This is a genomic window from Nocardioides sp. Iso805N, assembly GCF_000364605.1.
Lineage (GTDB): Bacteria > Actinomycetota > Actinomycetes > Propionibacteriales > Nocardioidaceae > Nocardioides.
The window spans coordinates 13,975-37,632 of the sequence record NZ_KB822579.1 but is presented as its reverse complement, the minus strand read 5'-3'; the positions used below and the strand labels follow the sequence as shown (position 1 = coordinate 37,632).

Annotated in this window: 21 protein-coding genes and 1 tRNA gene; 6 read left to right on the top strand and 16 right to left on the bottom strand. The window is 70.9% G+C overall.

Annotation, left to right across the window (positions count from 1 at the left end; genetic code table 11):
* Positions 1–8: 8 nt before the first annotated feature.
* The gene (locus H036_RS0112130) at positions 9–1,208 is read right to left on the bottom strand and encodes a PQQ-dependent sugar dehydrogenase (RefSeq protein WP_026145991.1); all 1,200 of its coding nucleotides are present in this window, start codon (positions 1,206–1,208) and stop codon (positions 9–11) included.
* A gap of 126 nt (positions 1,209–1,334) precedes the next feature.
* On the opposite strand from H036_RS0112130, the gene H036_RS22690 reads away from it, so the two are divergent.
* On the top strand, positions 1,335–2,111 hold the full coding sequence (locus H036_RS22690; protein WP_157417322.1) for a phosphatase PAP2 family protein: 777 nt from the start codon (positions 1,335–1,337) through the stop codon (positions 2,109–2,111).
* Here H036_RS22690 and H036_RS24430 read toward each other — a convergent pair.
* The 7 genes from H036_RS24430 to H036_RS0112095 form a co-directional block, all read right to left on the bottom strand.
* A complete protein-coding gene (locus tag H036_RS24430) occupies positions 2,085–2,645 on the bottom strand; it encodes a TetR/AcrR family transcriptional regulator (protein WP_017935053.1) in 561 nt (186 codons plus the stop codon). The two genes, H036_RS22690 and H036_RS24430, sit on opposite strands and share 27 nt — an antisense overlap.
* A gap of 87 nt (positions 2,646–2,732) precedes the next feature.
* The gene (locus H036_RS0112115) at positions 2,733–4,316 is read right to left on the bottom strand and encodes a GMC family oxidoreductase (RefSeq protein ID WP_017935052.1); all 1,584 of its coding nucleotides are present in this window, start codon (positions 4,314–4,316) and stop codon (positions 2,733–2,735) included.
* Entirely contained in the window at positions 4,309–5,442 is a 1,134-nt protein-coding gene (locus H036_RS22680; RefSeq protein WP_332308799.1) for an aldehyde dehydrogenase family protein, read from the bottom strand. The genes H036_RS0112115 and H036_RS22680 overlap by 8 nt, the downstream gene beginning before the upstream one ends.
* Complete coding sequence (locus tag H036_RS26135) at positions 5,393–5,797, bottom strand: aldehyde dehydrogenase family protein (protein WP_332308795.1); 405 nt, start codon at positions 5,795–5,797, stop codon at positions 5,393–5,395. Before H036_RS26135 ends, H036_RS22680 begins: the two co-directional genes overlap by 50 nt.
* Positions 5,794–7,230: a purine-cytosine permease family protein gene (locus tag H036_RS0112105; RefSeq protein ID WP_017935051.1), complete on the bottom strand. Its 1,437-nt coding sequence runs from the start codon at positions 7,228–7,230 to the stop codon at positions 5,794–5,796. The genes H036_RS26135 and H036_RS0112105 overlap by 4 nt, the downstream gene beginning before the upstream one ends.
* A 142-nt stretch (positions 7,231–7,372) precedes the next feature.
* Entirely contained in the window at positions 7,373–9,004 is a 1,632-nt protein-coding gene (locus tag H036_RS0112100) for an MFS transporter (protein WP_017935050.1), read from the bottom strand.
* A 140-nt stretch (positions 9,005–9,144) separates the two neighbouring features.
* Entirely contained in the window at positions 9,145–9,750 is a 606-nt protein-coding gene (locus tag H036_RS0112095) for a TetR/AcrR family transcriptional regulator (RefSeq protein ID WP_017935049.1), read from the bottom strand.
* Between the two features lie 137 nt (positions 9,751–9,887).
* On the opposite strand from H036_RS0112095, the gene H036_RS0112090 reads away from it, so the two are divergent.
* Genes H036_RS0112090 through H036_RS0112075 form a run of 4 tightly spaced genes read left to right on the top strand, consistent with a single transcriptional unit; the run spans position 9,888 to position 15,655 of the window.
* Entirely contained in the window at positions 9,888–11,546 is a 1,659-nt protein-coding gene (locus tag H036_RS0112090) for an amidohydrolase (protein WP_017935048.1), read from the top strand.
* Positions 11,547–11,574: 28 nt separating this feature from the next.
* A complete protein-coding gene (locus tag H036_RS0112085; RefSeq protein WP_017935047.1) occupies positions 11,575–13,104 on the top strand; it encodes an APC family permease in 1,530 nt (509 codons plus the stop codon).
* On the top strand, positions 13,101–15,134 hold the full coding sequence (locus tag H036_RS0112080) for a primary-amine oxidase (protein ID WP_017935046.1): 2,034 nt from the start codon (positions 13,101–13,103) through the stop codon (positions 15,132–15,134). Before H036_RS0112085 ends, H036_RS0112080 begins: the two co-directional genes overlap by 4 nt.
* Complete coding sequence (locus H036_RS0112075) at positions 15,125–15,655, top strand: hypothetical protein (protein WP_017935045.1); 531 nt, start codon at positions 15,125–15,127, stop codon at positions 15,653–15,655. Before H036_RS0112080 ends, H036_RS0112075 begins: the two co-directional genes overlap by 10 nt.
* A gap of 45 nt (positions 15,656–15,700) precedes the next feature.
* Here the strand turns inward: H036_RS0112075 and H036_RS0112070 are convergent, their stop codons facing one another.
* The 4 genes from H036_RS0112070 to H036_RS22675 all read right to left on the bottom strand — a co-directional run bounded on the left by H036_RS0112070 (position 15,701) and on the right by H036_RS22675 (position 18,975).
* Complete coding sequence (locus tag H036_RS0112070; RefSeq protein ID WP_017935044.1) at positions 15,701–16,852, bottom strand: M20 family metallopeptidase; 1,152 nt, start codon at positions 16,850–16,852, stop codon at positions 15,701–15,703.
* Positions 16,853–16,857: 5 nt separating this feature from the next.
* Positions 16,858–17,526, bottom strand: coding sequence for a DUF1028 domain-containing protein (locus H036_RS0112065; RefSeq protein WP_017935043.1), 669 nt, complete (start codon positions 17,524–17,526; stop codon positions 16,858–16,860).
* Positions 17,523–17,972, bottom strand: a complete 450-nt coding sequence (locus H036_RS0112060; protein WP_017935042.1) for a RidA family protein — start codon at positions 17,970–17,972, stop codon at positions 17,523–17,525. Before H036_RS0112060 ends, H036_RS0112065 begins: the two co-directional genes overlap by 4 nt.
* A 73-nt stretch (positions 17,973–18,045) precedes the next feature.
* The gene (locus H036_RS22675) at positions 18,046–18,975 is read right to left on the bottom strand and encodes a LysR family transcriptional regulator (RefSeq protein ID WP_017935041.1); all 930 of its coding nucleotides are present in this window, start codon (positions 18,973–18,975) and stop codon (positions 18,046–18,048) included.
* Between the two features lie 163 nt (positions 18,976–19,138).
* On the opposite strand from H036_RS22675, the gene H036_RS0112050 reads away from it, so the two are divergent.
* On the top strand, positions 19,139–20,380 hold the full coding sequence (locus H036_RS0112050; protein WP_036488315.1) for a flavin-containing monooxygenase: 1,242 nt from the start codon (positions 19,139–19,141) through the stop codon (positions 20,378–20,380).
* 119 nt (positions 20,381–20,499) lie between these two features.
* Here H036_RS0112050 and H036_RS0112045 read toward each other — a convergent pair.
* The 4 genes from H036_RS0112045 to H036_RS0112030 all read right to left on the bottom strand — a co-directional run bounded on the left by H036_RS0112045 (position 20,500) and on the right by H036_RS0112030 (position 23,338).
* Positions 20,500–20,576: transfer RNA gene (locus H036_RS0112045), tRNA-Val, on the bottom strand.
* 235 nt (positions 20,577–20,811) lie between these two features.
* On the bottom strand, positions 20,812–21,279 hold the full coding sequence (locus H036_RS0112040; RefSeq protein ID WP_017935039.1) for a peroxiredoxin: 468 nt from the start codon (positions 21,277–21,279) through the stop codon (positions 20,812–20,814).
* Complete coding sequence (locus H036_RS0112035; protein WP_017935038.1) at positions 21,276–22,904, bottom strand: AMP-binding protein; 1,629 nt, start codon at positions 22,902–22,904, stop codon at positions 21,276–21,278. The genes H036_RS0112040 and H036_RS0112035 overlap by 4 nt, the downstream gene beginning before the upstream one ends.
* Positions 22,901–23,338 carry a DUF3052 domain-containing protein gene (locus H036_RS0112030; protein ID WP_026145989.1) on the bottom strand — a complete coding sequence of 146 codons (438 nt, stop codon included), beginning with the start codon at positions 23,336–23,338 and terminating at the stop codon, positions 22,901–22,903. Before H036_RS0112030 ends, H036_RS0112035 begins: the two co-directional genes overlap by 4 nt.
* Positions 23,339–23,658 lie beyond the last annotated feature (320 nt).

Here is a 23,658-nt window from a genome sequence, read left to right as displayed (position 1 = left end):
GGCGCTGCTCAGCGCACCTTCAGCAGCAGCACCCGGTCATCGCCCCGGCGCGCCGTGGCACGTCCGTCGCGGTTGCTGGTGGTCACCAGCAACCGGTGCGGCCCGAGCGCCAGCACGCTGCGCAGTCGCCCATACCTGCCCACCAGGAAGGCGCGCGGCTTGCCTGCCTTGGTGCCGTGGAGCGGGATCCGCCACAGTCGCTCGCCCTTGAGCGCAGCCATCCAGATGGCACCGTTCGCGTAGGCGATGCCGCTGGGCGAGTCCACGCTGGTCCCCCACTGCGCGACCGGGCTGGTGTACTTCGGGTTCGACGTCTTGCCCTGGGTGGCGGGCCAGCCGTAGTTGTGCCCGGCGCGGATCAGGTTGAGCTCGTCGGCGGTGTGGTCGCCGAACTCCGAGGCCCACAACCGCCCGTGCGGGTCGAAGGCGAGCCCCTCGACGTTGCGATGGCCGTAGGTGTAGACCAGCGTGCCGAACGGGTTGCCCGGCGCCGGCTTGCCCGACGGCGTCATCCGCAGCACCTTCCCGCCGAGGGAAGACTTCTTCTGCGCCAGCGAGGGGACCATGGTCTCGCCGGTGCCGGCATAGAGCATGCCGTCCGGGCCGAACGCGATCCGGCCGCCGTTGTGGTGCACGCCGTGCGGGATGCCGGTCAGGATGAGGTGCGGCTGGCCGAGCCGGCCGCCCCGATAGGTCATCCAGCCGATCCGGTTGTCACGGTGGGTGGAGTAGTAGACGTAGACCCGGTGATCGGTCGAGAACCTCGGCGAGACAGCGAGTCCGAGCAGCCCCGCCTCGCCGCCGACGTCGACGTTGGAGACGGACGCCGTGACGGTGCCGACCGGCGTACGCGTGCGTGCCTTGACGTCGAGGCGGTAGATCCGGCCGTTGTCACGCGAACCCACCAGGACCCGGCCGCTCGGCAGCTCGGCGATGCCCCAGGGCACCTGGATGCCGTGGGCGATCGTGTGCAGCACCTTCACCCGAGACTTCGCCTTGCGGGCCTGGGGTGCGCTCGCCGGCGGTGCTGTCGGACCGGAGGAGGCCGTCGACACTGCTGCCGTCGGCGACCCTTCGTTCGCCGAGCCTGTCGAGGCGTTCGTCGCTGCAGGCTGGCCGCTATCGACGTCGCCCCCGCACGCGCCGAGGAGGAGCGCTGACGACGTCAACGCGATGACGGCCCCAAGGGGTCGAAGCTGGCGACCCATGCTTGCGAGCCTACGCGATGTGATCAGCGTCAAACGGGTACGAAGGGCCCGGATACCCCATCCGAGGAATATCCGGGGATAACATCCCCGTTTGTCCCCATGGACTGGCGGCAGGAAGGGCACACGATGGATCGGCTCCGAACCCGGCTCGCGCCTGCGCTGCGCGAGCTGACCATCATCGGCCTGCTGTACGTCGGCTACTCGGCGGCGCGCACGCTGGCCGACGGCAACCTGCCCAAGGCGTTGACCCGGGCCACCGATCTCGAACGCATCGAGCGCTCCCTGCACCTGCCGGGCGAGCAGTGGCTCAACCGGATAGCGACGATGCACGGCTGGCTGGGCCTGATGGCCGACTACTGGTACGCGAGCCTGCACTACGTCGTCACCGCGGGCGTCCTGCTCTGGCTGTTCCGCCGCAGTCGCGACGTCTACGTGCCCGCACGCCGCGCCCTGGCGCTCGCCACCACGATCGCGCTGGGGTTCTACCTCACCATGCCGACGGCGCCGCCGCGGATGATCATCGGCTTCACCGACGTGATGGCGCTGCACGCCAACTCCGGCTGGTGGGGTGCCGACGCCTCCGCGCCCAAGGGACTGGGCGGCCTGACCAACGAGCTGGCCGCCTTCCCCTCCATGCACGCCGGCTGGGCGCTGTGGGTGGCGCTCGCGATCTGGAGTGCTACTCGGTCCCGGGTGCTGCGCACCCTCGGCGTCGTCTACGCGCTGGGAACCGCGGTGGTCGTCGTCGCCACCGCCAACCACTGGGCGATCGACGTCATCATCGGCCAGGCGATCGTGCTGGGCTCGTGGCTGGTGACCCATCGTCGCCGTCGCCCCGCGCCTGCGACGCGGATGGTGGCGCGCACACCGCGCTCCTCACTCGGTGAGGCCGAGGCCGCGTAGCACCACCTCGAGGAAGGTCGCGCCGCGCTCGACGGGCACCTCCTCGTGCCGCGCCACGTGGATCAGCGCGGCCGCTGCCACCAGCACGTCCGTGCGCGACAACCCCTCGCCCAGTACGCCGGCGTCGTGCGCGCGGCGTACGAGGTCGTCGAACAGGCCCTTGACCCGGGCGACCTCCTCCTCGACCTCCTCCGAGCGCACGCCGTGGGCCATGCCGAGGCCGATCAGCGAGAGGTCGGCGGTCTCGAACGTCCAGGTCAGGTAGCGGGACAGCTCGGCGGCCGGGTCGTCGGTCGCAGCCAGCTCGGTGAGGAGCACGGCCGACTCGTGCACGCGGGCGAGGTAGACGGCCTGACGCAGCTCGTCGTGGCTGGCGAAGTGGCGGTAGAGCGTCGCGTTGCCGATGCCAGCGCGCTGCGCTATCGCGTTGAACGAGACGTCGGGTCCCACCTCGGCGTACAGCATCGCGGCCGCCTCGACGATCCGCTGCCGGTTGGCGCGGGCGTCGGCGCGGACGGTGCGGTCGCGGGTCACGGCGTCTCCTCATCGGCGGGGTGCTGAGAAGGTGCACGGTAGCCCGCGTGCTGTGCGACCGCCGCCCCGACGAGCGTGCGCGGGCCGTCAGATCCCCTCGAGCACCGAGGCCTCCGCCAGCACGAGGTCCGCCGCGCGCTCGGCCACCACCATCACCGTCCCGACCGGATTGACCGCAGTGAGGGTGGGCAGGACCGACGCATCCACCACCCGCAGCCCGGCGACACCGTGGACGCGAAGCTCGCTGTCGACGACCGCTCCGGGGTCGTCGCTGCGGCCGATCCGGCAGGTCCCGCTCACGTGGTAAACGGTCTGGTGGATCGCCCGCTCCATCGCCGACAGCTCCTCGTCCGCCACCACGGTGGCTCCGGGGAAGACCTCCTCGCCGACCCAGGAGCGCATCGGCTCCTCCTGAGCGATCCGCCTGGCCAGGCGGACGCCCTCGAGCAGCGTCCGCTCGTCGTACCCCTCCTCGTCGGTGAACGAGCGGTAGTCGATGGCCGGCGCGGCGTGCGGGTCGGACGACTCGATCCACGTCCGTCCGCGACTGCGCGGCCTGGCGACGTTGGGCGCGATCGCGAGGAGCCGCTCCGGCAGGGCCGGCGCACCCTGCTCCTCGAGGTAGCGCTCGGCCTGCACGGCCCAGGGCTCGACAGGGAAGTGCATCATCACGTCGGGTCGGTTCTCCGGACCGAGGCTGACCATCGCGCCGGCGTCCCAACCGCTGGCGCGGACCGGCGGCGGCGTCTGCTTCGCCTCCCACAGCACGAGACCCTCGACGTGGTCCTGGAGGTTCTCCCCGACGCCCGGCAGCTCGATGCGCACCGGCACACCGGCCGCCTCGAGGACGGCGCGCGGCCCGATCCCGGACAGCTGCAGCAGTCTCGGGGTGTCGATGGCACCGCAGCACAGGATGACCTCGGCGCGAGCATCGATCTCGAACTCGAGGCCGTGCTCGTCCTGCACCCGCACGCCGACCGCCCGCGGTGTCTCACCGGCGAGCAGCAGACCGACAGCCCGCAGCCCGGTCAGGACCTCCGGACCCGTCCCCGCCGCCCGTGCCGGGTGCAGGTAGTGGATGGAGGTGGAGGACCGCAGGTTCGTCTCCGGGGTGTAGCCGACCTCGAAGAACCCGACGCCGTTGGCGGACTCTTCGAGGCGGCCGTCATTCCACCGCTCCCGCACCGGCAGGTCGAGTGCGGTGGCGGCGCTGGTGATCACGTCCGCGACGAAGGGGTTGCGGTCCTCGCGCGCCACCGGATGGATCGGCGTCCGCAGCCGCTCGTAGTAGGGCAGCACCGTCCCCGGGTCCCACCCGACGGCGCCGAGCCGCACCCACTCCTCGAGATCCTCGCGGAGCGGGCGCCAGGTGATCATCGTGTTCGCCGTCGAGCAGCCGCCGAGGATGCGCAGCCGGGCCAGGCGGATGTCGGAGTTGCCGCGCAGGTTGGGCTTCGAGCGGTAGTCGAGGTCGTACTCACCCTCGAGCATCTCGTCCCAGCGGCGCAGCTCCCGGGCCCTCGGCTCGTGCTCGTCGTCAGGCCCCCACTCGACCAGGGCGACGTCGAGACCGCCCTCCGCGAGGCGGGTGGCGAGCAGGGCGCCTGCCGTACCGCCGCCGATGACGAGGTAGTCGTGGGCGTGGCGGCCGAGCGCATCCGGCTCAGCCATGGTGGAACCAGGTCGTCTTAAGACCGGTGAACTTGTCCAGCGCGTGCAGCGACAGGTCGCGCCCGTACCCGGAGTGCCCGAAGCCCCCGAACGGCGTGGCCACGTCGAGCGCGTCGACGCAGTTGACCGATACCGTCCCGGCACGCAGGCGGCGCGCCACCCGGTGGGCACGGCGCAGGTCGTCGGTCCACAGCCCTGCGGCCAGGGCATACGGCGTCCCGTTCGCCACCGCGACCGCCTCCTGCTCGCCCTCGACCACCTGCACCGCCAGCACCGGGCCGAACACCTCGGTCCGGGCGATGTCCGTCTCCGGACCGACGCCGATCAGCACCTGAGGTCGGACGAAGCTGCCTGTCGGTGCACCCTCGAGGGGGCCGCCGCCGACCGTCTCGCCGGCCTCTTGCGCGCCTCGCCGCATCAGCGCGAGGACGCGTTCGGCATGGCGCTCGCTGACGAGCGGCCCCATCTCGGTGGCCGGGTCGAGCGGATCGCCCACCGCCACGGCGGCCGCCCGCTTGACCACGCGGTCGATCACCTCGTCGGCGACCCCCCGCTGGATCACCAGCCGCGACGTCGCCGAGCAGACCTGGCCGGCGTTGGTGAAGATGCCGGCGCAGACGCCGGCGGCGACCGCGTCGAGGTCGTGGACGTCGTCGAGGACGACGACGGCGCTCTTGCCGCCCGCCTCGATCCACACCTGCTTCATGTTCGAGGCGGCGGCGTAGCCCTGGAACATCCGTCCGATGTCGGTGGACCCGGTGAAGGTGACGGCATCGACGTCCAGATGCCTGCCGAGCGCCGCACCGACCACCGGACCGCTGCCCGGCACGACCGAGAGCACGCCCGCGGGCAGCCCGGCCTCGGCTGCCAGCTCCGCCAGTCGCAGCACCGACAACGGCGACTCCTCGGCCGGCTTCAACACCACGCTGTTGCCCGCCGCGAGGGCCGGGGCCAGCTTCCAGACCGCCATCTCGAGCGGGTAGTTCCACGGCACCACCGCCGCGACGACGCCGAGCGGCTCGCGGGTCACCACGGCCAGGTCGCCGGGTCCGGTCGGAGCGACCTCGCCGTACACCTTATCCAGGCTCTCGGCGTACCCGCGCAGGATGGCGGCGGAGCCGGGCACGTCGATCGTCGCGGTGTCCACGATCCGCTTGCCCGCGTCCAGGCTGTCCAGCAGCCAGCTGGTCGGCGTTGGCAAGCACGAGCTCGGCCCACCGCGTCAGTACGGCGGCGCGCTCGCGCGGGTGCGCGTGCGACCATCGGCCGTCGTCGAAGGCCCGGCGGGCCGATGCGACCGCCAGGTCCACGTCCGCCACGCCGCACTCCGCGACGTCGGCCAGCACACGTCCCGTCGCCGGGTCGACCGAGGGTCGGGTCTCGCCGGACAGCGCCGCGACCGGGCCCTCGATCCAGGCGAGCGCCGGGACCTCGATCCGCTCGGCCAGGGCCGCCCAGTCCCGATGACTCCGCTCGCTCACGCCTGCTCCCCCACCGTGGTCACCGGCTCCGCCGCGATCCGCTCCCGGGAGGCCGTGGTGGCGCGCGCCCAGAAGTAGTAGACGGGGCAGATCACGGCCAGGCCGACGATCCAGGAGATGTCCACGCCGTCGAGTGCCTTGGCGACCGGACCGGTGTAGAGCGCGTTGGAGAGGAAGGGGATCTGGATCAGGATGCCGAGCAGGTAGCAGCCGACCGCTGGCACGTTGATCCGGCCGTAGATGCCGCCGTCGGGCTCGAAGAGCGAGGGGATGTCGTACTCGCCGCGCCGGATCAGGTAGTAGTCGACCAGGTTGACGGCCGTCCAGGGGATCAGCACGCACAGCAGCAGGAGCATGAAGTTCTCGAAGTTGTCGAGGAAGTCGCCCTTGCCGGCGATCGCGATCACCAGCGCGACCGCGAAGATCACCACGCACACCACCGTGCGGGTCCCGGCACGCGGCTGCCAGCGCGGCCGCAGCGTCTGGCCGATGGTCAACGTGGAGAGCGCACCGCAGTAGAGGTTCATCGCGTTGGTCGCGGCGATGCCGAGTGCGAAGACGGCCAGGATCACTCCGCCGATGTCACCGCCGGCGCGGTGCACCTCGGTGACGGTGTCGACCGTCGGCCAGGCGACGCCGACCAGAGCACCGAGCAGCATCGGGAACAGCGATCCGAGCACGCAACCGGAGTACGTCGCCCAGAAGGCCGAGCGCACACCGGTGTCCTTGGGCATGTAGCGGGTGTAGTCCGAGACGTACGGCGCGTACGCGATCTGCCACAGTGCCGCCAGCGAGATGGTCCCCATGAAGCCGGCCCAGCCGAACGAGCCGGCCGACATCGCGCCGGACGGCATGCCCACGACGACGAAGAGCATGATGAACGCGAGCACCAGGGCCAGCCCGGCGAGGGCGCTCAAGAGGCCCGCCATCGCGTGGATGACGCGATAGCCGTAGATGGCTCCGATCACCCCGAGCACGCCCACCAGCACGATTCCCGGCGTCTCCCCGATCGAGGTCAGGTCGGCGAGCGCCTGGCCGCCGAGCACCATGTTGGAGGCGAAGAAGGCGGTGTACATGACCACCACGATGGTGACCACGAGCAGGCTGCCGTAGGCGCCGAACTGTGCGCGGGTCTGCAGCATCTGCGGGACGCCCATCTGCGGGCCCTGGGCGGCGTGCAGCGCCATCACCACGCCGCCGACGACGTTGCCGATCACCAGCGCCAGGGCCGCCGCCCAGACCGGCAGGCCGTAGCCGACCGTCGCGATCACGCCGGTGGCGATGGTCAGCAGCATGATGTTCGAGCCGAACCAGATGGTGAACAGCTGACGTGCCCGCCCGTGTCGCTCGTCGACGGGGATGTGCTCGATCGTCCGTTGCTCGAGCGCCTCGCTGCGCGCGGCCGTCGGGCCGGAGGTGGTGGTCGTGTCCATGGGTGCTCCTCGAAGGTGAGCGATCATCGGGGGCCACGTCGTTGTCGCCTGTGAGTTCCCCCACCCTCGGGCGGAGCACAGCTATCTGTCCATCACAGAAAATCCACGGTCTACATCGAGTGAGTCGATGGTGTCGGCGGCCTCAGGCCTGCGAGGAGCGGCCGGCGGGCCGCGTCGGGAGCAGCCGGGTGAGGAAGATGGCGAGCGCCGCGATCAGCGCGAGAACCGCCAGGCTCGTCCGCAGGCCGTCGAGGCGTGCCGAGGAGTTCTCCTCGACGATCGCGTTCGTCTCGTCCTTGGGCATGCCCGCGTCGGCGAGACCGGCGCGCAGATCGGCGTCCGAGACGAACGGGATGCCGCCGACCAGCTCGGTGTTCGCACCCTCGACCACGCTCTTCGGGATGTCCGGGTTCGCCTCGATGCCCTGCAGGAAGCTCGTCGTCAGCGCGCCGATGAGCACCGATCCCGCGAGCGCGGTCCCGAGGGAGGCGCCCAGGTTGGTGAAGGTGTTCTGCAGGCCGCCGACCTCGCCGCTGAGGTTGTCCGGGACCGCCGAGACCGTGACGGCGCCGAGCTGGGAGGCGAGCGCGCCGACACCGAGTCCGGCGAAGAGCAGCGGGACGGTGACCACCTCGGGCCCAGCCCCGGCGTCGAGCGCGGCGATGAGGGACAGGATCCCGACGAGCAACGCCGCCAGCCCCAGGGCGACCACCCGGCGCGGCGACGCCTGCGGCCACAGCCGCGGGATGCCCAGCGCGGCCAGGAGGAGGGTGATCGACAGGGGAAGGAGGCGGATCCCGGTGTCGAGGGCGCTGAGCCCCAGCGCGACGGAGAGGTAGAGCGGGATGGTGAAGAACAGGCCCGCCTGCAGCAGGAACTGGAACAGGAACATCGTGAGGCCGCCGACGAGCTGGGCGTTGCGGAGCCGCGCCAGGTCGATCAGGGGCTCACGGCCGTGGGCGCTCATCCACGACTCCCACCAGGTGAAGAGCCTGACCACGAGAAGACCGCCGGCGATCATCCAGAGGGTGAGGGAGACGCCCCACAGGTCGGGGGCACCCGCCTTGGGCCGAACCCAGCCCCAGTCCCCGGAGCGGAGCACCCCGAAGACCGCGAGCCCGAGCCCGGCGGCCGAGAGCAGGATGCCGACGACGTCGAGGCGCGCCCGCTCACCGATCACGCCGTCGTCCCGGATCCTCCGGGTCAGACCCAGGATCACGATCACGACGACGACCTCGCCGACGAACACCAGACGCCACGTCCAGTACGTCGTCACCAGGCCACCGATCAGGGGCCCGGCCGCGACCGCGATGGCACCGGCCGAGGCCACCAGCCCGTAGGCGCGCGGGCGCCCCTCGGGGGCGAAGTTCGACGCGACGAGGGCCACGATCGCGGGCATGATCAGCGCGGCCCCGAGCCCCTCGAGCACCGACCAGCCGAGGATCAGCACACCGAGGTTCGGAGCCAGGGCGGTCGTCAGCGAGCCGGCGCCGTAGATGACGCAGCCGATGGCGAAGGCCTTTCGCCGCCCGATCATCGTGCCGACCTTGCCGCCCGTGATCATGGTGGTGGCCATCACCAGCGTGTAGAGCGTGATCGCGGTCTGCACACCTGTCACCGTCGTACCGACGTCGGCGGCGACCTGCGCGATCGAGACGTTCATGACCGAGCTGTCGAGCGTCATCAGGAACTGCCCGGACGCGAGGGTCAGCAGCACCATCCCCGATCCGGCTGCCACCGCGGTGGCAGCGGCGTCGGCGTTACCCCTCGCCATGACACCTCCTCCCGCGCCGGCAGGCACGGCACGTCACCCCACGATGGCGGGCAGAGGGGTGGCGCGGCCTCACCCTCGACGGGGTGGGCCGGGTGGGCCAGGAGCGGGCGGGGCAGGTCGCAGTGGTGGCGAGCCCGCCCTCAACAGCCCAGCGGACGACCGATCTCGCGCTCCACCAGATGCTGGACCAGCGTGCGTGCCCGGTCAGCCGTCATCGCCGGGTTGTGCGCGACCACGTGCAGGCCCACGGCGTCCTCCAGCGCCACCACCGCCTCGGCGATCTCCCGCGGCGTGCTGCGCAGCGCGAGGTCGCCCCTCTCCACGCCGCGGGCGAGCACCAGCTCGTAGAGGGAGACCTCCTGCTCCCACAGCGAGCTCATCAGCGCCGCGTGCGGCATGCTGCGCGCCGCGTGGACGTGGAGCTCGTAGAGCACCCGGCACAGCAGGTCGTCGGGCCCGTCGGGAGTGCCGCGCCGGACCAGCTCGGCGAGCTGCGCGAGGGGGTCGTCGAGCTGGTCGATGGCCTCACGGCGGGCCGAGTAGAAGCGGCGTACGGCGTCGGCGTGCACGTCGAGGACGAGCGTGTCCAGCGTGCGGTAGTAGTAGGAGACCAGGCCCGGCGAGAGCCCTGCCTGGGCAGCCACGTCACGGACGCGCAGGCCGGCAACACCGGTCTCGGCGATCGCCCGCGTCGCCGCTCGGACGAGGTCGCCGCGACGCTCACGTTGGTCCTTCGGTCGTGCCATGCCGGAATTATCTATGACCCGCATCAAAGAATCAGCGCTTACGAAACATTGCCCTAACACCGAATTTGCGCTGCGATGACATGGCCTTGATCACATTCGTTGCGATCGGCATCAAAGAACTAGGTGAGGAGTCAGCAGTGACAGGCGACCACGAACGCCCGGCCGACCTCGTCCTGCGTGGCGTCGTCCGGCCCGATGCGTACACCGCACCCACGGACGCCATCGCGGTGCGCGACGGGATCGTCGTCGGCCTGGGAGGCCCTGCCTGTGACGCGCTCGTGGGCCCCGCGACCGAGGTCATCGCCCTCACCGGCGCTGTCACGCCCGGCTTCGTCGACGCCCACGTCCACCCGGTGATGGCCGGGCTCAACCGGATCCGCTGCGACCTCGACGACCTCCACGACCTGGACGCCTACCGCCGCCGGATCGCCGAGCACAGCGCTCGACCCAGCGCCGGACCCGACGCCGGGCACAGCGAGTGGTTCATCGGCTCCGGCTGGTACGGCGACGTCTTCCCCGGCGGGTTCCCCACCGCGAGTGAGCTGGACGCCCTCGTCGGTGACCGGCCGGCAGTGCTCGTCAGCCACGACGCCCACGGCGTCTGGGTCAGCACCGCCGCACTGCGCCGCGCCGGCATCGACGACTCCACCCCCGACCCGGCCGGCGGCCGGATCCACCGCGATCACGACGGCCGGGCCACCGGCTTCCTGATGGAGTCGGCCGCCGATCTGGTGACCGACCTGGTGCCCAAGCCCAGCGGCGACGAGCTCGTCGCCGCCCTGCTGGAGGCGCAGCGCCACCTGCACTCGCTCGGCATCGTCGGCTGGCAGGACGCCGCGGTCGGCGAGATGCTCGGTATGCCGGACCTGTATCCGGTCTATCGGGCCGTCTGCGAAGCCGGCCTCCTGACCGGCAAGGTGACCGGCGCCCTGTGGTGGGCCCTCGACGAGGACCTCGGGCAGATCGACCGCCTGCGGGCGCGGCGTGCCGAGAGCCGCACCTGGTCCAACTTCCGGGCCAGCGCGGTCAAGATCATGCAGGACGGCGTCTGCGAGAACCTCACGGCCGCTGTCATCGACCACTACCACGGCCGCCCCGGCGAACGCGGCCTGAGCTTCGTCGACCCCGACACCCTCCGCGAGGTCGCTGTCGCACTCATCGGCGGCGGCTTCGACCTGCACCTGCACGCGGTCGGCGATCGCGCCGTTCGGGAGTGCCTCGACGCGATCGCGGCAGCGGAGCCGCGCCATGACGCCCGCCACCAGATCGCCCACATCGACCTCATCGACCCGACCGACGTACCCCGCTTCGCCGAGCTCGGTGTGATGGCCAACGTCTCGCCGCTGTGGGCGCGCGAGGACAGGGTCCTGGTCGAGACCAAGCTGCCCTACCTGACCCCGGCGCAGCGCGAGCACCACTTCGCCTTCGGCAGCCTGCACCACGCGGGCGCGGCGCTGGCGATGGGCTCGGACTGGCCGGTGTCGAGCCCCGACCCCCTGTGGGGCATCCACGTGGCGGTCAACCGGACCGCACCGGCTGCGGACCCCCACGCGCAGGACGAGCACGCCCGCACCGTCCCCCTCCTCGCCGAGGAGGGGATCGACGTGGCGACGGCCTTCCATGCCGCCACCGCCGGCGCTGCCCGCGCCGCGCGGCTCGAGACGGGGAGACTGTCCCTCGGGGCCGCTGCCGACCTCGTGGTCCTCGACCAGGATCCCTTCACCGTCCCCACCACTGCACTCTCGTCGATCTCGGTCCTTGCGACCTACGTCGACGGAGTCGCCGTCCACGGCTGACCCGCCCCGCCCGACCCGGAGGAAGCAGATGTCCGCGACACCCACCGCACTCGCCCAGGAACAGGAGTCCAAGCTCCTCAAGACCCTGGGCCGCTTCGACCTGGTGTTCCTACTGATCGCCGCCGTGGTCGGCCTCGAGACCCTCGGCGCGGTCTCCTCCTACGGCGCCGAGGCCTTCACCTGGACCCTCGTCCTGGCGCTCTTCTTCCTGATCCCCTACGGCCTCATCTTCGCCGAGACCGGAGCCGCCTTCACCGAGGAGGGCGGCGCCTACACCTGGGTGCGCGACGCGTTCGGCCGCAAGGCCGGGGCGCTCGCCGCGATCCTCACGTGGGTCACACAGCCGGTCTGGGTGGGCGGCTCGATGGCGTTCCTGGCCACCGAGGGCTGGAACGTCAACCTCAGCCACATCTCCGACGGCTCGTTCGCCGACTACACGTTCAAGCTCGTCTTCGTGTGGCTCACCGTGCTGGCCGCCATCGTCAGCCTGCGCTACGGCAAGTGGCTGCCCACCGTGGGCGCCATCATGAAGGTCGCGATCCTGGTGATCTTCGTGCTGACCACGGTTGTCTACGCGATGAAGAACGGCGTCGTGGACCTCTCGCTCGGCGACTTCTCCCCCACCTGGGCGGGCCTGTTCGGCGCGACGCCCCTGCTCCTCTTCGCCTACCTCGGCTTCGAGTCGGGCAACAGCGCCGCCGGCGAGATGAAGAACCCGGCCCGCGACGTGCCCTTCGGCATCCTGCGCTCGAGCGGCACCGCGGCCGCCTGCTACCTGCTGCCGATCTTCGCGATCCTGCTGGTGGTCCCGAAGTCGCAGATCAGCGGCATCGGCGGGTTCTTCGACGCCACCGCGACCGTCTTCAGCGTGTACGGCGGAGCCGCCGACGCGATGCTCAAGGTGCTCTCGGTGCTGCTCGTCTTCGTGCTGATGACCCAGGGCGCGTCCTGGATGATCATCTCGGACCGCATGCAGGCCATCGCAGCAGCCGACGGTGCCTTCTTCGGCGGCTTCTTCGGCGTCTTCAACCGCAAGCTCAGCACTCCGGTCCGGGTGAACTTCCTCTCCGGCGTGGTCGCCACGGTCTTCATGCTCGTCGCGATGCAGTTGACCGGGCACGCCGGCTCCATCTTCGCGGTCGTCCTGACCATCGCGATCACCACGTTCCTGCTCTCCTACCTGCTGGTGATCCCGGCGGCGATCAAGCTGCGACGCGTCGACCCGCAGCGCCCACGCCCCTTCCGGGTGCCGGTCTCCGACCGCGGATTCAGCCTGATGGGCTGGCTCTGCTTCGCCTGGATCCTGCTCGGCTCCTGGGTCGCTGTCTTCCCCGGCACCCTCGAGCCGCTCTTCGGCACCGACTACGACTTCACCGGCACCTGGGGCGTCAGCCGCACCACGTTCGAGCTCTTCACCATCGGCACCCTGGTGGCGCTGCTGGTCCTCGGCATCGTCGGCTACATCCTCGGCGCCCCGGTGCGCCGCGCCGTACCCCACGACCACCCGACCTCAGGCGCTGCACCCGACGCCACCGACGACAGGAGTGCCCTGGCATGAGCACCATCGCCCACACCGAGACCGGTGCCGACATCGGCACGACGGCCCCGACCCCCGGGACGCCTGCTGCCGGCGGCCACCCGACGCACCCACTCGACCGGCTCGGCGCGGAGGAGATCGAGCTCAACCGCAGCATCCTGGAGCAGGCCGGCCTGATCGGCGCGGCCACCCGGTTCCCGCTGGTCCAGCTCGACGAGCCGAGCAAGGCCGACGTGCTGGCCTGGCAGCCCGGCCAGCAGTGGGACCGGCGGGTGCGCTCGGTGCTGCTCGACCGCGCCGACGGCGGGGTGACCGAGGTCGTCACCTCCCTCAGCGAGCAACGGGTGGTCGAGCGACGCGCCGTGGACCTCCTCACCGAGGGCCAGCCGCCGATCATGAGCGAGGAGTTCGAGCTGGTCGAGCGGATCCTGTGGAACGACCCGGCCTGGTGCGAGGCGATGGCACGGCGCGGTCTGACCGCTCCCGAACGGATCCGCATCTCCGCGCTCAGCGCCGGGCACTTCGAGCTCCCCGGCGAGGAGGGCCGACGACTGGTCCGATGCCTGTCGTTCCTGCAGCTCGACGACGACGACAACGTCTGGGCGCACCCGATCGACGGGATCGTGGCCTACGTCGACCTCAACACCGCCGAGGTCGTCGAGCTGATCGACGAGGGGGACTTCCCGATCCCGATGGAGCGGGCCGACTTCGAGGCCGGCCCGGGCATCTCGCCCCAGCGCGAGTCACAGCGGCCGATCCACATCACCCAGCCCGAGGGCGCCAGCTTCACCCTCGAGGGTGACCTGGTCCGCTGGGAGAACTGGGAGTTCCGGGTCGGCTTCGACCAGGTCGAGGGCCTGACGCTGCACCAGCTCGGCTTCCGTGACCTCAGCCAGGGTGGCCGGGTGCGCCCGATCGTCTACCGGGCCTCGGTGGCCGAGATGGTCGTGCCGTACGGCGATCCCTCGCCGGTCCGCTTCTGGCAGAACTACTTCGACGCCGGCGAGTACTCGCTGGGCAAGGAGGCCAACTCCCTTGCGCTCGGCTGCGACTGCCTCGGCGAGATCCACTACTTCGACGCCGTGCTCGCCGATGACGACGGCCGTCCTCGGCGGATCGAGAACGCGATCTGCATGCACGAGGAGGACTTCGGCGTGCTGTGGAAGCACACCGACGCCTACAACGGCACCAGCTCCACCCGCCGTCAGCGCCGGCTGGTGATCTCGTTCTTCATCACCGTGGGCAACTACGACTACGGCTTCTACTGGTACCTCTACCTCGACGGCACCATCGAGCTCGAGTGCAAGGCCACCGGTGTCGTGTTCGCCTCCGCCTACCCGGGCGAGGGATACCCCTGGGCGAGCGAGATCGCTCCGGGCGTGGGGGCGCCGTACCACCAGCACCTGTTCTCCGCCCGCCTGGACCTGATGATCGACGGCGTCGGCAACGCCGTCGACGAGGTGGACGCCGTCCGCGTGCCGATCTCCTCGGAGAACCCGTACGGCAACGCCTTCACCCGCAAGGCGACCCGGCTGCGCACCGAGGCCGAGGGTGCTCGGCTCGCGGACGGGTCGGTCGGCCGTACCTGGCACCTGGTCAACCCACGCGTCGCGAACGCGCTCGGGCAGCCGGTCGGCTACACCCTGCACCCCGAGGGGCAGCCGACGCTGCTCGCCGACCCCACCTCCTCCATCGCCCGGCGCGCCGCCTTCACCACCAAGCACCTGTGGGTCACGGCGCAGGACGAGTCCGAGCGCTATCCCTCCGGCCGCTTCGTCAACCAGAACGCCGGCACCACCGGCATCGACACCTGGTCGCAGGCCGACCGCGACATCGACGGCACCGACATCGTGGTGTGGCACACCTTCGGGCTCACGCACTTCCCGCGACCGGAGGACTGGCCGATCATGCCGGTCGACTACACCGGCTTCACCCTCAAGCCTGCCGGATTCTTCGACCGCAACCCGGCCCTCGACGCGCCTCGCCCGCGCGGTGCCCACTGCGCGTCCGAGTCGCAGGGCGCCCACGGGGAGAGCGGGACATGCCACTGACGCACCTGTTGCCGACGGCGACCTGCCTGCTCGCTGCCGCGGTCATGCTGGTGCACGCGCGCGACCGGGCGAGCCGAGCGGCTCACCTGGTGATGCTGGCGGCGATGGTCGCCCTCGGCTTCTGGATGGGAAGCCAGGTGGCCGTCGTCGCCATCGCCGCGGTGCTGTGCGCCGTCGGGTTCGTGGTGCTGCGGCACCGCGACCACGCGCGTCGAGCGACGGCCATCGACTCCGTCGCCTGTGCGGTGATGCTGGTCGCTGCAGCGTGGTCGATGACCGGCATGGACCATCGGGGTGGCACCGCGTCGGCCGGGGTGAGCGACACCGTGAGCGGCACCATGAGCGGGGCGATGGACATGTCGGCCCAGGCCGGCGGCACCGGTTCGCCGCTCCTTGTCGTGGTCACGGTCGTGCTGGGCTGGATCTTCGTCAGCTGGTTCCTCACCCCCCGGCGCAGTCCGCTCGGCTGGGGTGCCGGGGCGCTGATGCTTGCCGGGATGGGCGCGATGAGTCTCGTGTGAGCCACCACGACGAGGCGGGGCTCGGCCGTTCGGCCCCGCCGGCGTTCATCGTGCGGCGTCCGCCTGGCGGCCGGCGCTGACGTCCAGGGCCGTCCAGGCCAGCGCGGTGGCGGCGTCGAGGACGGCCCGCTCCGCGTCGCCGCCCACGCAGTGGGCGGCGAACTCGGGCTGGTGGTTGAGCGCGGGGAGCGACGCGATGCCCACGTAGGGATGGATCGCCGGGACGACCTGCGAGACGTTGCCCATGTCGGTCGAAGCCCGGTTCATCCGCCGGGCCGGGGTCCCGCTGTCGAAGACGCGTCCCAGCTCGGTTGCATTGCGCACGTAGGCGTCCAGCGCCGGCCGGAAGGTGCGGAACTCGGCGTACGGCTTGCTCTCCGGGATGATCTCGAGTGCGGCTCCGCTCGCCAGCGCACCGGCCTCGAAGCAGCGCCACACCTTCGCCTCCGTCTCGCCCAGCTGGGCGAGACTCTCGGCGCGGACGTACCAGCGGCCCTCGGTGCGGGCCGGGATCGCGTTGGGCGCCTCTCCCCCGTTGGTCATCACCCCGTGCACGCGCACGGTCGGCGGCAGCTGCTGGCGCAGCAGCCCGATCGCCACCTGGGCGATCGTGAAGGCGTCGGCGGCGTTCACACCCTGCTCGGGGTACGCCGCGGCGTGGGCGGCGCGACCCTGGTAGGAGATGTGCGAGTGCGACACCGCGAACGGCTCGGCCTCGGCCACGTCCACCGGCGCCGGGTGGGCCATCATCGCCAGGTCCAGCCCGGAGAAGGCACCCCGCTCGAGCAGCTCGATCTTGCCGCCCCCACCCTCCTCGGCAGGCGTCCCGTAGACCTCGATCCTCAGGCCGGCGGCGTCGGCAAGCGGTGCGAGCGCGCGGGCCGCGCCGACGGTGATCGCAGAGATGAGGTTGTGCCCGCACGCGTGCCCGAGCCCCGGCAGGGCGTCGTACTCGGCACACAGGCCGAGCCGGAACGGGCCGCTTCCGTAGGTGGCGAGGAAGGCCGTCTCCAGACCGAGATAGGCCGGGGTGACGTCGAAGCCGGCCTCCGCCAGCGTGTCGGCCACCCACCGGGCCGAGCGGTGCTCCTCCCAGGCGGTCTCGGGGTGGGCGTGCAGGGTCTCCGAGAGCCGGATCAGCCGCTCGGCGTCACCCGTCACGACCCGCTGTGCGTGCTGCTTGAGGTCGGCGGTCATCGCGCTCACTCGTCCCCCGGCACGCCGTACGTCGGCGCCGCCTCCGGGTTCAGCCCGCGGGTCACGTAGTCGTCACGCTGCGGGAGCCAGCGCTCCAGCAGCGCGCGCAGCTCGAGCAGCGGCCGGTCGCTCCAGTCCACCCGGAGGTCGGTCTCCCGCCACGGCACCTGCCGCACCACCGCAAGCCCGGCCGACTGGACGGGTCCCGCCTCACCACCGGCGGCGAGGCCTGCCTCAAGTGCCGTCAGGAGCCGCTCCTCGAGCTCGCCGGACGAGCGTTCGAAGGCCTCGACGACAGCATCGATCACCTCGGTGCCGGCCAGCATGTTGCCGGCGGCGACCACACCGGTCCCGAGGCGATGGTGATGCACGCCGAGCGCCTTCGCCCCGGAGTAGGCGGCCGCCTCGCCGCCGACCGTGAGCACCGTCAGCTGTCGGTGCTCGATCAGCTCGCGGTCGGTGACGACGTCGGCCAGCGCCGCCTCGGCGCCCAGCCCGCGCTCGAGGGCGTCGAGGAGGACGGTGCCGAGCCGCGGATCGGTCACGTTCTGGGATGCGGCGCCGCCGACCCCCGCACGCAGGTGGACGCAGCGTGCGGCCACAGCGGGGCTGGAGGACGTGACGGCCATGCCGACAGCGCCGCTACCGTCCGTCGCCAGCACCGAGAAGGTCATCGCGCCTCGTCCGGGATCACGGCGATGGCGTCCACCTCGACGAGCCACTCGGGGCGGGCGAGCGCGGAGACGACGATGCCGGTCGAGATCGGGTGGACGCCGCGCGTCCAGCGTCCGATGGTGCGGTAGACCGTCTCCCGGTAGCGCGGGTCGACGATGTAGATCGTCAGCTTCACCAGGTGCTCCATCCGGGCACCGGCCTCGCTGAGCAACATGTCGATGTTGGCCATCGCCCGCTCCGTCTGCGCCTCGACGTCGCCGATCCCGACCGACTCACTGGTGTCGAGGTCCTGACCGATCTGACCGCGGACGTAGACCGTGTTGCCGGCCACCACGGCCTGACACAGATCGTTCTCGAGCTTCTGCTCGGGATAGGTGTCACGCGTGTTGAACGGCCGGATCCTGGTGTGGCCACCGACGACGATGGGCTCGGATGGTTGCGACATGGACTGGTGCCTCCCGCGGATGGTGGACGGTCACCCTGAGCGTAGGAACGACGACACGTCCTGTCGAGACGATCTAACTGGCACCGAACATCGATTCGATCGATCCACGCTCGACGAGCCCGTTGATCAGCTCCTCCATCACCGCCATCCGCCGCGTCGGCCGCACGCCGGCAGCCTTGATCAGCATGACGTCGAGCGAGGGCGCCTCGTGCGCGATGTCGACGGCCACCACTGCCTGGGCGTCGGCGCCACTGCGGTCGCGGGGACGGGCGTTGAGCACCGTGTAGGCGAGGCCTCGGGCCACGATCGCGCGGCAGGTCTCGCTGCTCGTCGTACGGAATCGCACCCTCGGCGAGAGCCCGACGGAGCCGAACATGCCGGCGAAGTAGTCGCGGCTGTGCGGAAGGTCGAGAAGTGCCAGCGGCTCATCGGCGAGCTCGGCCAGGTCCACCTTCGCTCGCTTGGCCAGGCGATGCGTGCGCGGCAGCAGGACGTAGGGTCGCAGCGTGTAGAGCCGGGACGTCTCCAGACGCTGGTCGCCGACGATGTCATAGCCCAGGGCCAGCTCGAAGCGGCCGTTCGCCACGCCATCGGCGAGCTCGGCGAGGTCCACCTCGCTGGTGTTGACCTCGAGCCCCGGCAGCCGGGCCGCCGCCTCCGCGAGCAGCTCGGGCAGGAGGTACGGCGCGAGCACGCCGAAGCAGGCCAGGTGCAGGGTGCCTGTGACCTCGTTGCCCAGCCCGCGAGCCTCGTCGGCCAGCTCGGTGGCCTGCCGCAGCAGCCGCCGGCTGGCGGCGAGCAGCTGCTCTCCCGCCGGCGTCAGCGTGACGCCGCGAGCGTGGTGTCGCATCAGCAGCTGCACGTTGAGCGCGCGCTCGAGCTCGACCAGCGCGGTCGACAGCGCGGACTGGGACAGGTGGATCGACTGTGCAGCGGCCGTCACGCTGCCCGCCTCGGCCACGGCGACGAAGTACTCCAGCTGCCTGAGGGTGTACTGCGGCACGGGCACCTCCTGCCGTCTCGCGTGGGAGCAGCAGTCTAGGAGTTGAATCGATAGAACGGAACTAGAACGCCATGAAGATCTGTTGGACAGGCGACCTGGGACGCGATGAGGATGCCGGAGGAGCTTCAGCACCGTCAGATTGCCGTTCACCATGGAGGTCAGCATGTCGAACCAACAAGTGGAGGTCCTCGTCGTCGGCGCCGGCCAGGCCGGTGTCGCCATCAGCGAGCACCTGAGCGAGCTCGGCGTGCCCCACCTCGTCCTGGAGCGGGATCGCATCGCGGAGCGCTGGCGCACCGGCCGCTGGGACTCGCTGGTCGCCAACGGCCCAGCGTGGCACGACCGCTTCCCAGGGCTGGAGTTCCTCGACCGCGACCCCGACAGCTTCGCCACCAAGGACGAGGTCGCGGACTACTTCGTCGCCTACGCGGAGAAGATCGCCGCACCGATCCGGTGCGGCGTCGAGGTGACGTCGGTGCGCCGGCACGCCGGCCGGCCGGGCTTCCACGTGGAGACCTCGGAGGGAACGATCGATGCTCGCTTCGTGGTGGCCGCGACGGGCCCCTTCCAGCGGCCCGTCCTGCCCCCGATCGTGCCCGCCGGTGCCCCGGTGGCACAGCTGCACTCGGCCGCCTACCGCAATCCCGAGCAACTGCCCGAGGGCGCCGTCCTCGTCGTCGGCGCCGGGTCGTCGGGCGTGCAGATCGCCGACGAGCTGCGCCGGGCGGGACGGGATGTCTACCTCTCCGTGGGGCCGCACGACCGGCCGCCGCGGAGCTACCGCGGCCGCGACTTCTGCTGGTGGCTCGGCGTGCTCGGGCTGTGGGACCTGGAGACGCCCCCGGCGGGCGCTGAGCACGTCACCATCGCGGTGAGCGGCGCCCATGGCGGGCACACCGTCGACTTCCGCGACCTTGCCGCACGTGGCATCGAGCTCGTCGGCATGACCGCCTCCTACGACGACGGCGTGCTGCGCTTCGTGGATGACCTCGGCGCGAACATCGCGGCCGGAGACGCCACCTACCTCGCGCTGCTCGATGCCGCCGACGCCTACGTCGAGCGCAACGGCATCGACCTGCCCGAGGAGCCCGAGGCCCGGGTGCTCGGCCCCGCACCGCAGCGCGTCACCGACCCGCTGCTCGCCCTCGACCTCGACGGCATCGGCGCGATCGTCTGGGCGACGGGCTATGCCACCGACTACAGCTGGCTGCAGGTCGACGCCTTCGACGAGCGCGGCCGCCCCCAGCAGCGTCGCGGCGTCTCGACCGAGCCCGGCGTCTACTTCCTCGGCCTGCCGTGGCTCTCCCGACGCGGCTCGAGCTTCATCTGGGGCGTGTGGCACGACGCTCGGTACGTCGCCGACCACATCGCCACCCAGCGCGGCTACCTGGCCTACCGCTCCTAGCGGCGGCGTCGCCAGGCTCGAGACGTCGGTGCATGGCACGCGCCGAAGCTTTGATCCTGAGCAGGGCAGCAATGACGAAGCCCGTGACCTGCACGAACGCAGGTCACGGGCTTCGTCGCTGGTGGACGCAGAGGGACTCGAACCCCCGACATCTTGCTTGTAAGGCAAGCGCTCTAACCAACTGAGCTATGCGTCCCGGACGCGACGCCACAGCCTACGGTCTTACCGACGTGCAGGGCCAAATGGACCCGTTGCCACCGCCGTACGTGGCCGAAATGGAGTGTTGAGCCGGTGCCGTCTCGGGTCGCCACCGGCTCAACAGTTGAAATGTAACAGGTCTGCCCTGATCGCACGCGAAAGCCCGCCAAGATTGGGACCCACCTGTCTAGACCTCTGGGACCGCGCGCGTGCTCGCGGCCTCGTGAGAACCGTCAGGACAGCGCCGCGGAGAGCTCGCGCAGGTGCTCGTCCAGGTCACGACCCTCGGCATTCGCGTTGTGCACCGCCCAGCGCACCCGGCCCTGCTTGTCGATGACGTACGAAGAGCGCCGGGGCGCACCCGACCGTTCGTCGAGGACGCCGTAGGCACGAGCGACCTCCCCGTGCGGCCAGAAGTCCGAGAGCAACGGGAAGTTGAGCCCGTCCGCGTCGGCGAAGGCTCGCAGCGCGAACATCGGGTCGCACGAGATCGCCAGCGTCTCGGTCTCGAAGGTCATGAACTCGTCGAGCCGATCGCGGATGCCGGCCATCTCGCCGGTGCACACCCCGGAGAAGGCGTAGGGGTAGAAGAAGATCACGACGGCCTTGCTGCCGCGGTAGGAGGCGAGCGTGACGTCCTGACCGAACTGGTCGCGCAGGGTGAAGTCCGGGGCCGGTCCACCGATCTGCAGCCCGCTCACGCCGTGCCCTCCCCTGCCGTGTCCAGCCAGTCCAACAACTCCCGCTTGAGCACCTTGCCGGTCGCATTGCGCGGCAGCTCGGGCAGCACCACGATCTCACGAGGCACCTTGAAGCGCGCCAGGTGGTCCTTCACCCAGCCCTTGAGGTCGTCCTCGCCGGCCTCGCCGGAGACCACCACGAAGGCACGCAGCCGCTTGCCGAACTCGGGATCGTCCACGCCGACGCAAGCGACCTCGACGACGTCGGGGTGCCGTGCGAGGCAGTCCTCGACCTCCTTGGGGAAGACGTTCTCGCCGCCCGAGACGATCATCTCGTCGTCGCGGCCCTCGACGTAGAGACGGCCCTCGGCGTCGAAGCGGCCGACGTCGCCCGAGGACATCAGGCCGTCGACCACCTCCTTGGCACCGCCGCCGGTGTAGCCCTCGAAGAGCAGGCTGTTGCCGACGAAGATCCGGCCCGGCTCGCCCGGCGGGACCTCCCGGCCGACCGGGTCCAGGATCCGTACGACGGTCCCCCACGGCGGCTTGCCCGCCGAGGTGGGCGCGCTACGCAGGTCCCCCGGCGTGGCGATCGAGGCGTAGGCGACCTCGGTCGAGCCGTAGATGTTGTAGAGGTTCTCGCCGAACCGGTCCATCCACTCCAGCGCCAGATCGCCGGGCAGCGCCGAGCCCGAGGAGGCGACGACCTGCAGCGAGGAGAGGTCGAAGCTGCCCTCGACCGTCAGCATCCGCTGCAGCATCACCGGGATCACCACCAGCGAGTCGCAGCCCTGCGTCACCTCCAGCGCCTCGGCCGGGTCGAAGCGCCGGCGCAGCACCATCGTCGAGCCCAGCAGCATCGCCAGCATCAGGTGCGCGAAACCCCAGGTGTGGAACAGCGGCGCTGCGATATGGGTGCGCCAGCCCTCCTTGAGCGGCATCCGGGACAGCAGCGAGATGGCTGCGTCGATCCCGGCCTCGTTGCGCGGCGCCCCCTTCGGCGTACCGGTGGTGCCGGAGGTGAGGATGATGATCCGACCGTGTCGCGACGGCGACGTCAGGTCACGATCGTCGCCGTCGGTGGCGAGCGCATCGAGGGTCTCGGCCTGGAGCGAGGGTGCCTCGCTGTCGGTCCACGCGATGACCCGCTGCTCGATCTCGGCGCCGGCCAGCAGCCCGGTGAACTCCTCGTCGTGGATGACCACGCGCGGCTTCTCCCGCGCGAGCACGTCGACGAGCTGGGGGCCGGCGAACGCGGTGTTGAGGTAGAGCGCGTCGGCGCCGAGCTTGGCGATCGCGACCGTGGCCTCGACGAAGCCACGGTGGTTGCGGCACATCACCGCGACGCCGTCACCCTCGCCGACGCCGCGCGCCGCGAGGGCGCGGGCCAGGACGTTGGTACGGCGGTGGATCTCGCCGTAGGTGATCTCGCCGAGCTCGTCGACGATGCCGACGCGGTCGGGATAGCGGGTGGCCAGCATGGTGAAGCCACCCGCGGGGCCGAGGCCCCAGGCGTGCACCGCCTTCGCCAGGCGGGCCAGCACCGTCGGCGAGAACGGCTTGACCACACCGGACCCGGCGAGCACGCGCACGCCGGATCCCGCGGACACGGCCTTGGCCAGTGCCGCGGAAGGGCGCAGGATCATCCGACGTTCTTCGGAGCGAGAAGCCGCGTCGCCGCCCACTCCTTGCTCACCGCTGCCGTGGTCGTCTGCGAGAGGCCGGCGATCGGCGCAGCCTCGGTGATGTCCGACGGGTCGACCGCACCTGGGCGGCCCACCTTCGGCGTGAACAGCCAGATCGAGCCCCCACCGACGAGGTCGGTCAGCGCATCCACCAGGCCGTCGACCAGGTCGCCGTCGTCGTCGCGCCACCAGAGGAGCACCGTGTCGACGACGTTGCCGTAGTCACCGTCGACCATCTCGGCGTCGAGTGCGTCCTCGATCGCGACCCTGAGCTCGTGATCGGTGTCGTTGTCCCAGCCAAGTTCCTGGATGACCATGCCGGCCTTGATACCCAGGCGCTCTGCGAGATTCGCAGGGCCTGTCTGGGTGGATCCTCCACCCGCGGTCGCACTCACGTCGTCCTCCGCATCTGTTGCCATCGTCTGTCTCGCCGCGACGAAAGGGTCGCAGTGGTGAGTAGTCCAGCGGAGAACGGCCGGGGGCGCAACCCTGGTCCATTCCGCCGGGACCCTCCATCCGCCGCGGCCGGTCAGCCGCGGGCTTGCTTCGCGTGCGTACGGCGCCGCCGTCTCGGCCGTTCGACGCCCGCCTCCACGCCCATCATCACGCCCGTTTCGACGCCCACCTCCAGGCTGTGGAACGCTCGCGAACCCGCCTGTGCCCGCAGGCCGGGATGACATGCCTGGCCCGCGTACTCATCAGTAAATTTTCCGAT

What these genes read in the sequence shown, in the direction of transcription:
- H036_RS0112130 (WP_026145991.1), bottom strand. Translation starts at nt 1,208, where the DNA reads ATGGGTCGCCAGCTTCGACCCCTTGGGGCCGTCATCGCGTTGACGTCG.
- H036_RS22690 (WP_157417322.1), top strand. Translation starts at nt 1,335, where the DNA reads ATGGATCGGCTCCGAACCCGGCTCGCGCCTGCGCTGCGCGAGCTGACC.
- H036_RS0112115 (WP_017935052.1), bottom strand. Translation starts at nt 4,316, where the DNA reads ATGGCTGAGCCGGATGCGCTCGGCCGCCACGCCCACGACTACCTCGTC.
- H036_RS0112105 (WP_017935051.1), bottom strand. Translation starts at nt 7,230, where the DNA reads ATGGACACGACCACCACCTCCGGCCCGACGGCCGCGCGCAGCGAGGCG.
- H036_RS0112100 (WP_017935050.1), bottom strand. Translation starts at nt 9,004, where the DNA reads ATGGCGAGGGGTAACGCCGACGCCGCTGCCACCGCGGTGGCAGCCGGA.
- H036_RS0112095 (WP_017935049.1), bottom strand. Translation starts at nt 9,750, where the DNA reads ATGGCACGACCGAAGGACCAACGTGAGCGTCGCGGCGACCTCGTCCGA.
- H036_RS0112085 (WP_017935047.1), top strand. Translation starts at nt 11,575, where the DNA reads ATGTCCGCGACACCCACCGCACTCGCCCAGGAACAGGAGTCCAAGCTC.
- H036_RS0112080 (WP_017935046.1), top strand. Translation starts at nt 13,101, where the DNA reads ATGAGCACCATCGCCCACACCGAGACCGGTGCCGACATCGGCACGACG.
- H036_RS0112075 (WP_017935045.1), top strand. Translation starts at nt 15,125, where the DNA reads ATGCCACTGACGCACCTGTTGCCGACGGCGACCTGCCTGCTCGCTGCC.
- H036_RS0112070 (WP_017935044.1), bottom strand. Translation starts at nt 16,852, where the DNA reads ATGACCGCCGACCTCAAGCAGCACGCACAGCGGGTCGTGACGGGTGAC.
- H036_RS0112065 (WP_017935043.1), bottom strand. Translation starts at nt 17,526, where the DNA reads ATGACCTTCTCGGTGCTGGCGACGGACGGTAGCGGCGCTGTCGGCATG.
- H036_RS0112060 (WP_017935042.1), bottom strand. Translation starts at nt 17,972, where the DNA reads ATGTCGCAACCATCCGAGCCCATCGTCGTCGGTGGCCACACCAGGATC.
- H036_RS0112050 (WP_036488315.1), top strand. Translation starts at nt 19,139, where the DNA reads ATGTCGAACCAACAAGTGGAGGTCCTCGTCGTCGGCGCCGGCCAGGCC.
- H036_RS0112035 (WP_017935038.1), bottom strand. Translation starts at nt 22,904, where the DNA reads ATGATCCTGCGCCCTTCCGCGGCACTGGCCAAGGCCGTGTCCGCGGGA.